Source organism: Halomonas sp. 3A7M (assembly GCF_014897875.1).
In the GTDB taxonomy this organism is placed as follows: Bacteria; Pseudomonadota; Gammaproteobacteria; order Pseudomonadales; family Halomonadaceae; genus Vreelandella.
The window spans coordinates 22,890-31,904 of the sequence record NZ_JABUZD010000146.1 but is presented as its reverse complement, the minus strand read 5'-3'; the positions used below and the strand labels follow the sequence as shown (position 1 = coordinate 31,904).

The 9,015-nt window shown below is 54.0% G+C and carries 9 protein-coding genes; all 9 read left to right on the top strand.

Annotation, left to right across the window (positions count from 1 at the left end):
• Window positions 1-487, top strand: a 487-nt coding sequence (locus tag INT19_RS12815) for a transposase (RefSeq protein WP_193061045.1), incomplete at its 5' end; no start/stop codon positions are given.
• 154 nt (window positions 488-641) lie between these two features.
• On the top strand, window positions 642-1,028 hold the full coding sequence (locus INT19_RS12810; RefSeq protein WP_319022194.1) for a transferrin-binding protein-like solute binding protein: 387 nt from the start codon (window positions 642-644) through the stop codon (window positions 1,026-1,028).
• A gap of 94 nt (window positions 1,029-1,122) precedes the next feature.
• Window positions 1,123-2,445, top strand: coding sequence for a surface lipoprotein assembly modifier (locus INT19_RS12805; protein ID WP_193061043.1), 1,323 nt, complete (start codon window positions 1,123-1,125; stop codon window positions 2,443-2,445).
• Window positions 2,446-2,613: 168 nt separating this feature from the next.
• Window positions 2,614-3,384: a pseudouridine synthase gene (locus INT19_RS12800; protein ID WP_193061042.1), complete on the top strand. Its 771-nt coding sequence runs from the start codon at window positions 2,614-2,616 to the stop codon at window positions 3,382-3,384.
• A gap of 56 nt (window positions 3,385-3,440) precedes the next feature.
• On the top strand, window positions 3,441-4,265 hold the full coding sequence (gene tcdA / locus INT19_RS12795; RefSeq protein WP_193061041.1) for a tRNA cyclic N6-threonylcarbamoyladenosine(37) synthase TcdA: 825 nt from the start codon (window positions 3,441-3,443) through the stop codon (window positions 4,263-4,265).
• A complete protein-coding gene (locus INT19_RS12790) occupies window positions 4,262-4,483 on the top strand; it encodes a DUF1653 domain-containing protein (protein WP_193061040.1) in 222 nt (73 codons plus the stop codon). The genes tcdA and INT19_RS12790 overlap by 4 nt, the downstream gene beginning before the upstream one ends.
• A 218-nt stretch (window positions 4,484-4,701) precedes the next feature.
• Entirely contained in the window at window positions 4,702-5,130 is a 429-nt protein-coding gene (locus INT19_RS12785; RefSeq protein WP_193061039.1) for a TIGR01244 family sulfur transferase, read from the top strand.
• Between the two features lie 53 nt (window positions 5,131-5,183).
• On the top strand, window positions 5,184-6,923 hold the full coding sequence (locus tag INT19_RS12780) for a SulP family inorganic anion transporter (RefSeq protein WP_193061038.1): 1,740 nt from the start codon (window positions 5,184-5,186) through the stop codon (window positions 6,921-6,923).
• 79 nt (window positions 6,924-7,002) lie between these two features.
• Complete coding sequence (locus INT19_RS12775) at window positions 7,003-9,012, top strand: RecQ family ATP-dependent DNA helicase (RefSeq protein WP_193061037.1); 2,010 nt, start codon at window positions 7,003-7,005, stop codon at window positions 9,010-9,012.
• Window positions 9,013-9,015: the final 3 nt, after the last annotated feature.

Here is a 9,015-nt window from a genome sequence, read left to right as displayed (position 1 = left end):
GGGAGGGAAAGTAGCGGGGACGTTCCGCTTCCAGTATCAAGCCCACTCCTGGAAATACTCACGCTGGGTGGTGGCCCGCCTAGAAGAAGGCGAGTTAGGCTCTAATCCCCGGTTTATCATCAGTTCCCGTTACGATGATGGCTTCAAGCTTTACTACGAGCAGTACTGTGCCCGGGGTGACATGGAGAACCGGATCAAGGATCAACAACTGAGCCTGTTTGCTGACCGGACCTCCAGCACGCACTGGTGGGCCAATCAGTGGCGGCTGATCTTGTCGGGCTTCGCTTATACGCTGTTCGAGCGGTTACGGACTTATCTGAAGCACACGCCCTTCGCGCGCATGAGTCCGAGCAACCTGAGGCTCAAGCTCATCAAAGTAGGCGCGGTCATTATCCGCAATACGCGTCGAATCCGAGTACTCATGAGTGACAGCTACCCCTATAAAACGGCGCTATCCGATCTCGTCAGGCGGTTGGTTCCTAACTGACTGCTCGGGCGCCCCCGGCCCGAAGCAATGGGGGAAAGGGGGAAGTGTGTCTGAACGCCGGAAAGTGGTTAAAAAGTAGCCGATGTAAGTCGAGCCAGTAGGTGTTTAGCGGTGTTACAGCCTGAGTGCGGTACTGGCTGAGGTACTATGAGAAATCCAGGCTAGAGGTACAGTCATTATAGACAATGGGCAGGCTGGTAACTTATTTGGTCAAGCAAATATGAGTGTTAACTTCGCGGATAGAACGTTAAACGGTAGTTTGACCAATATGACTGCCATGGATACGGAAAATGGTGCCATACAGCAACCCTGGAATAACATCAATCTTGCTGGTGGCCTTGATGATAGCGGCAACCGCTTTGCTGGCATAACAGACGTTATATCGTCACCCGGCAATGATGCCAGTTTGAGCACTGACGCAGAGGGTGAGTTCCGGGGTCGTTTCTATGGCCCGGGGGCGGCAGAGGCTGCTGCCGTTTGGTCAGTTAAAGACCCGAATGGAAGCGCAGCTTATGGTGCTTTCGGTGTCAAAAAAGACTAGCCCGTTCAGCCTCATCCATTCGGATGGGGCTATTTTAGCTAGTAGCGTGCTGACAATGCGTTCAACTGCACGTCATCCATACAAGGATTGATGTATGCCTATTTGCCGATTTATCGCCATTTTACTGGCTTGTGGGTACTTTTCAGGTTCAGCCTTTGCCGATTCACCCGCGCAAACTAACGACACTAATCGTGAAATCCCCTTAGCCGCTGTGGCCGCCACACGCCTGATGGAACAGGGCGACAGTGAGCAAGCCAAAGCGGTGCTGTTGGAAGCGCGTGAGCACTTTGCCGATAACGACGATATCGCCTTTTTACTCGGCATGTTGGCGATGGATGAGCAGGAGTTCGAGAGTGCTAGCGCTTACTTCCGTGAGATTCTAATCCGAGACCCACAGGCGGTGCGTGTTCGTCTTGAACTTGGGCGGGCGCTGTTCGAGAGCGGTGACTACCGCGACGCAGGGCGTCAGTTCCGCTTCGCGCGTAGTGGTAATCTGCCCACCGAGGTCAATGCCAATATTGATCGCTACCTTGCTGCTATCCACCACCTCCAGACATTCAACTGGGATGTTTCGGTAGCGCTTGCCCCGGATACTAATATCAATGCCGCACCGAGTATCGAGGAAATTAGTATCTTCGGACTACCCTTCCAATTATCAGAGGACGCAAAGCGTCAGACGGGCATAGGGATATTGCTCAATACAAGTGCGGAATGGACACCTCATATTGCCGAGAATACTCGCCTGCGGCTGGGGGGGAGTTTGTATCGTACCGACTATCGTGGGGGAAGCTTTGACGATACCTTTGCCAATGTACATGTCGGTCCTAAATTTCAGTTTGGTGACCTTGAGCTCAGCACGTTGTTAACCGGTTTTCATCGCTGGTATGGCAATGAGTCCTATAATCATGGCGCTGGTCTTCGGCAGGAAGTGACCTACTATCCATCTTCTCGAACACGCCTGCATACTTCGTTAGAGCATCAGTGGGTTCGCCACGATGACGTTAGCAGCTTGGATGGCACCCGTACCAGTTGGCTGGGCAGTTGGCAGTATGCCCTGACGCCTTCTAGCGGCGTGATGGGAGTACTGGGCCTGTCCAAAGAGTCTACGGAGCTGGATATGCTCAGTAATACCGTTTATCGAGGTGGTGTCGGATACTACCGGGAGTTATTCGGAGGCCTAACGGCTCTGATCCAACCTGAGTATCTTCGCGCTCGCTATGATGACGTGACACCAGCCTTTGGTGTGGAGCGGCGAGACAATTTATGGCGTACAAGATTGCGATTGACCAACCGCCGCTGGGTATTCAAAGGGTTTACACCAGAGCTTACTTTGATCCGCTCATCCCGGCGTAGCAACATTGATCTATATAGCTATGACCGTAATCAGGTGCAGTTAGGTGTATCGAAGTTATATTGATCGTTAACATACGCATTGTTAATGAGGGCTATCGTTAGGGTTTTTAAAACACCCACTTCCCCAGCGTATCTACTCTGCAGATGACATTGAACCGTTAAGCCGCGACAATAGCGCGCTGCTTCAAATCACCGCGATTTGTTATCTCAATTGCCGTTACCGGGGAGTGCCATGTTGCCATTGAACATCCTTTATCAGGATGAGCACCTTGTTGCAGTGCATAAGCCGTCTGGGTTACTAGTGCACCGCTCGGCGCTGGCGCGTGGAGAAACAGAATTTTTGCTTCAACGCCTGCGTGACCAAATTGGCAAACGAGTGTATCCGGTGCATCGGTTAGATAGACCCACCTCCGGCGTGATGGTGTTTGGTTTATCATCTGAAGCGGCAGCCGTGTTGAGTGAAGGCTTTAGCGAACGGCAGGTAGAAAAGCGCTATCTGGCGGTAGTGAGGGGCAAGGCGCCGGAGCAAGAGCGCCTTGATTACCCATTGCGGGAAGAAGATGGCACGCGCCCCAAAACCGAGATGCCTGCTATGCCCGCGATGACCGATATTCGACGCCTGGATAGCGTTGAATTGCCTGTGCAGGTAGACCGCTATCCAGTGGCGCGCTATTCGCTAGTGGAAGCGCGGCCTATGACCGGGCGTCGCCATCAGATCCGTCGCCATCTTTCTCGGCGTGGTTATCCGATTATTGGTGATGCCAAGCACGGCAAAAGTGTCCACAACCGCTTTTTTGCGGATCAACTGAATGCTCCCCGTTTGCTGTTGGCTGCCAGCTATTTAGCGTTTGATCACCCCTTAGCCGATAAGCGCATCCAACTAAGCTGCGCACTCGATGCGACCATGAGAAGCCTATTTGAGCAATTCGGCTGGGCTGGGCATCTGCCGCTAGATAGCGTGCGCACCCCAGCCATTTCAACGCCCGCTGTGCTTCAGCGGTAGTCGTGACGAATCGAACCGTGCTGTCAAATAGCATGTTGTAAAATAGAGAGCCTGTAATGTCTTCGGATTATGACTTTCGCTTTGGCGGCATTCGCCGCTTGTATGGCCAACGTGCTGCCACGGCGTTTCGCCATGCCCATGTTGTGGTAGTGGGTGTGGGTGGCGTGGGGAGCTGGACGGTAGAAGCGCTGGCGCGTTCTGGCATTGGCAAGCTAACGCTGATTGATTTGGATGACGTATGTGTGTCCAACGTCAATCGTCAGCTCCATGCGTTAGACGCCACCATTGGCCAGCCAAAGGTAGAAGTGTTGGCCGAGCGTTGTCGCTTGATTGCCCCGGAGATAAACGTCGTAGCCGACAGTGCTTTTGTCACACCCACTAACCTTGCCGAGCGTATCCCCGATGATGCCGATCATGTGGTGGACGCCATTGATAGCGTGATCGCCAAGGCAGCGCTAATCGCCTGGTGCAAACGACGTAAACTGCCGATTACCGTGACGGGAGCTGCAGGCGGTCAGACGGATCCTACCCGCATTCAGGTGGCAGATTTAACGCGCACTGAACACGACCCGCTACTTTCCAAGGTGCGCTCGCGGCTGCGCCGTGATTACGGTTTTTCGCGTAATCCCAAGCGGCGCTTTTCCGTTGAGTGTGTCTATTCTGATGAGCAGCTGGTGTACCCTGGCGCTGACGGCGAAGTCTGTCTGCAAAAGCCCGACAACGGTGATGCTACCCGTTTAGACTGCGCCTCAGGCTTTGGCGCCGCCACCTTTGTCACTGGTACGTTTGGTTTTGTCGCTGCCTCAAAAGTGCTCGAACGGCTGGCTAAAAAAGCCGCTAAGCCCATGCCTTCAACGACCCAACAAGAGGAAAGTGAATGACTGCGCCTGTTCCCGGTATATATCGCCACTATAAAGGCAGCCTTTACGAAGTACTGGGCACCGCTCAGCACAGTGAAAATGAAGAGGTGCTGGTAGTTTACCGTGCGCTTTACGGCGACTACGGTCTGTGGGTGCGCCCGCTTACAATGTTCACTGAAAGTGTTAACCAAGACGGCCAGCCACAGCCGCGCTTTGCATTAGAGAAAGCGTTTAATTAATTCGGCGCTCCCTAATAGCGACACCACTCAATAGCGTAACGCTTCTCCCTTCGATATTTATGCGCCACCCGGGTCTTTTCTCAAAAAAAGTCCCGGGTGTTTTTGTCGTGCGCTATTGCTTATATTCCAGAATGAGCTATGTTTATAACAATTGTTTTGGCGAGTTTGTGCCTTGCGCTGCTGCTTAAAGCGGCAGCGAGAAACGCTAGGAGAGATGCATGCAAACACAACCGTTAGAGAAGGGCGTTGCTATTACTTCACAGCTCACGGTCGAGGAACTTGAGTACGTAAAAGCTCAGGGCTTTAAAACGGTGATCTGTAACTGCAAGCCTGGTGAAAGCGCTGAGTTTTCTGGAGAGGATGCTTACCGCTTTAAAGCAGCAGAACTTGGCCTTCATTGGGTGCACATTCCTGTGGCCCCCGGCGAGTATAGCCAAGTGGATGTCGCTGCTTTTGCTCAGGCGTTGCAGCAGCTACCTCGGCCTATTTTGGCGTTTTGTCGGTCAGGTAAGCGTGCTACCCATCTTTGGGCTTACGCAAAGCGCCATACCGAAAAATGCGATCTGGCGGAACTATTTGCCGCTGCCAAAGCAGCCGGTTTTGATTTGCAAGAGCACCGCCAAGGGCTTGAGAATCAGACAGCGTAGGCGTGCGGTGTGGTTTGCCTTAGTCAGTGCTATTGCCAGAACGAGTACTCCCCATGAACATAGAGCGTTGGGTGCCTGTGGTTGGCTGGCTGCGGCGCTATAACCGGGCTGTGTTATTTAAAGATTCGCTGGCAGCCGTTATTGTCACGCTAATGCTGGTGCCCCAGGCGCTGGCCTATGCCTTGCTGGCTGGGTTGCCGCCAGAGATGGGCCTGTATGCCAGTATGCTACCGCTGGTGCTTTACGCCATCTTTGGTACCAGTGCCAGCTTGGCGGTAGGACCGGTAGCCGTGGCAGCGTTAATGACGGCGTCGGCTTTAAGCAGCTTTGCTACTCCAGGCAGTCCTGAATATATTGGCGCTGCACTGGTGTTGGCGGCGCTTTCAGGATTGATATTGATTGCCATGGGCGTGCTGCGGCTGGGCTTTTTGGTCAACTTCTTAAGCCATCCGGTTATTTCTGGGTTTATCACTGCGTCGGGTATTTTGATCGCCATTAGTCAGCTCAAACATATTCTAGGTGTTGAGGCTGCGGGGCATAATGTCATTGAGCTGCTGGGCGCACTGTTCAGCCAGTGGCAACAGGTCAATCTCATCACGCTACTGATTGGTTTAGGGGTGTGGGGCTATCTGCTGGTTTGCCGCAAGCGCTTGAACGCTTGGCTGATGGCGATAGGTATCTCGGCCAGTGCTTCTGGTTTGATGGTCAAAGCCGCACCGATTTCAGCGGTGATGGTGACTACGCTGCTGGCCTGGCACTTTAACTTGGGGCAGTACGGCGTGGATCTGGTCGGCTTTGTGCCTAGCGGCTTGCCTGCCATTGCGCTGCCTAGCCTAGATCAGTCGCTATGGCTTGGCCTGTTGCCTGCCGCTTTATTGATCAGTTTGGTGGGCTTTGTAGAATCGGTGTCCGTGGCGCAAACGCTGGCGGCTAAGCGCCGCCAGCGTATCGATCCTAATCAAGAACTCATCGCTCTTGGGATGGCCAATTTGGGCGCTGGCGTCAGCGGTGGTTCGCCGGTTTCAGGTGGGTTTTCACGCTCGGTAGTGAACTTTGAAGCGGGCGCGGCAACACCGTTGGCCGGGGCATTTACCGCCTTAGGTATTGTGCTTTCTACGCTGTTGCTCACGGGTCTGCTGGCCTTTCTGCCGACGGCGACATTGGCCGCTACTATTATCGTCGCCGTGGGCACATTGATTGATCTGCCCGCAATAAAGCGCACTTGGCAATACTCCCGCAGCGACGGCGTGGCAATGGTGACGACCTTGCTTCTGACCCTGTTGCACAGTGTCGAGGTCGGCATTATCAGCGGTGTGGTGCTCTCACTAGGGCTGCACCTGTACCGCACCAGCCAGCCCCATAGTGCCGTGGTAGGGAGGGTGCCGGGCACCGAGCATTTTCGCAACGTGAAGCGCCATGAGGTCGAAACCGATCAACATGTGGCCATGCTGCGCATTGATGAAAGCCTTTACTTTGCTAACGCTCGCTACTTAGAAGATACCGTGATGGCGCTGGCTGCTCGTTCCCCTTCGTTAAAACATATTGTATTGACCTGCCAGGCGGTGAATGTGATTGATGCGTCCGCGCTTGAAAGCTTAGAAGCTATTAACGGCCGGTTAAAAGATGCTGGCGCAATGCTGCACTTGGCGGAAGTGAAAGGCCCGGTGATGGATCGCTTAACAAACACAGCGCTTTACCGCGAGCTAACAGGGCAGGTGTTTTTTACCACCTTTGAGGCTTGGCAGGCGCTGGCTCTCCCTACACAGAATGAAAAGCCGCAACCCTGCGCTTAATGGCGCCCCTTGATTGGAGAAAATGACGTGAACGCGTTAGCTTAGCCCTAACGTATTGACGACACTCCAGGGAACGGCCATGACCTCGCTATCACCGCAGCAGACGCTGAAGGCAGTATTCGGATTTGATGATTTTCGCGGCGGCCAGCAGGCGGTGGTGTCCAGAGTGTTGGAGGGGCACTCTACGGCGGCGATTTTTGCCACTGGGGCGGGGAAGTCACTCTGTTATCAGTTGCCTGCACTTCATCTTCCGCATCTGACCCTGGTGGTATCGCCGCTGCTGGCACTGATGCAGGATCAGCTCGCTTTCTTGGCCCGCCATGGTGTTGCAGCCGCCAGTATTGATTCCACCCAAGACCGCGCTACGACCCGTGATGTGATGGAGCGCGCCAAAAACGGTGAGCTGAAAATCCTCATGGTGTCGGTGGAGCGGCTTAAAAACGAGCGCTTTCGGCACTTTCTACGCCAGGTTCAAATATCGCTGCTAGTGGTTGATGAAGCACACTGTCTCTCTGAGTGGGGACATAACTTCCGCCCCGATTACCTTAAACTGCCCGATTATCAGCGTGAGTTTGCTATTCCCCAGGTGTTGCTACTGACTGCCACGGCCACGCCAGCGGTTATCGCTGATATGCGTGAGAAGTTTTCCATCGTTCCGGAAAATGTCATTACCACTGGCTTTTATCGCGCTAACTTAGAGCTTCTGGTGGTGCCCGCCATGGAAAATCGTCAGCAACAGCTGATTGATTGGCTTATGCCGCAAATGCCGCCTGGCAACGAAGCGCCTACGATTATTTACGTCACCTTGCAGCAAACCGCCGAGCAGCTGGCAAGTGAGCTGGCCGCCCAGGGGATTGCTGCCCAGGCGTACCATGCGGGGCTGGATTCAGCCCGCCGCGATGAGATTCAGCGCCAGTTTATGAGCAGCGAATCGCCCTGTATTGTCGCTACCATTGCCTTTGGTATGGGCATTGATAAAGGCAATATCCGCAACGTTGTGCACTTTGATCTACCTAAATCGATTGAGAATTACAGTCAGGAAATTGGTCGGGCAGGGCGCGATGGACTGCCTTCCACCTGTTTAACCATTGCCGGACGCGATGGTCTGCGGGTGCTGGAGAACTTCGTTTACGGCGACACGCCTGAGTACGCGGGTATTTTGCGCTTACTGGAGGAAATTTCATCAGCCGGTCAAGCGCCAGATCGTCAGTGGGAAGTACTGCTCAATACGCTTTCCCGAGATACCAATATCCGCCTGCTGCCACTTAAAACGCTACTGGTGCGGCTGGAAATGCACGGCATTATTGCGCCGCGCTTTGCGTTCTTAGCCGAGTATCGGTTGCGCTACCACATTGAGCCTACTGCCTTAGCGGGGCGTTTTGCAGGAGAGCGGGCGGCCTTTGTACGTTTGTTAATCGACAATATTGCTATCGCTCGTACTTGGGGGACGGTGGATTTTGAGCGACTGCATCAGGCTGGGCAGGCACAGCAAATTGATGCTTCCCGTGCCCGCGTCATTACCGCGCTTGAATACTTCCAGGATAAAGGCTGGCTGACCCTGGAAGGTAAACGCATGACCGATGTGTATGAAATTGGTCAGCCGGAATTTTCGGTCGAGGCGATGGCGAGCCAGTTGTTTAATGAATGTCTAGATCGGGAGCGAATCGAAATTGACCGGTTGCATTCCATGTTGGCACTGTTTGAGTCGCAAAGCTGCCTGACTCGGCGGTTAGCTGAGCATTTTGGGGATACCACCTTCGATGGGCCACTTGATACCGAGCAGGGCCGCTGTGGCCACTGTTCGGTATGCTACGGCAACCCGGTTCGGCTGCCGGATGCGACGCCATTACCCGCGCTGTCTGAAAAGGATTTTATCCGCTATGCCTCACCGCTGATTGAACGCCACACCGAACAGTTCGGCCAGCCGCCCAACGCCCAGCGGTTGGCGCACTTCTTATGCGGTTTAACCATGCCGATTTTTACCCCACTCAAAGCCCGCGGCCTTAACGGCTTCGCGGTCTTTGAGCAGCGTGCCTACCCTGAAGTGCGGCAGTGGGCAGAGCGCTGTTTAGCTAGCTCCGGCAGTTAAAGC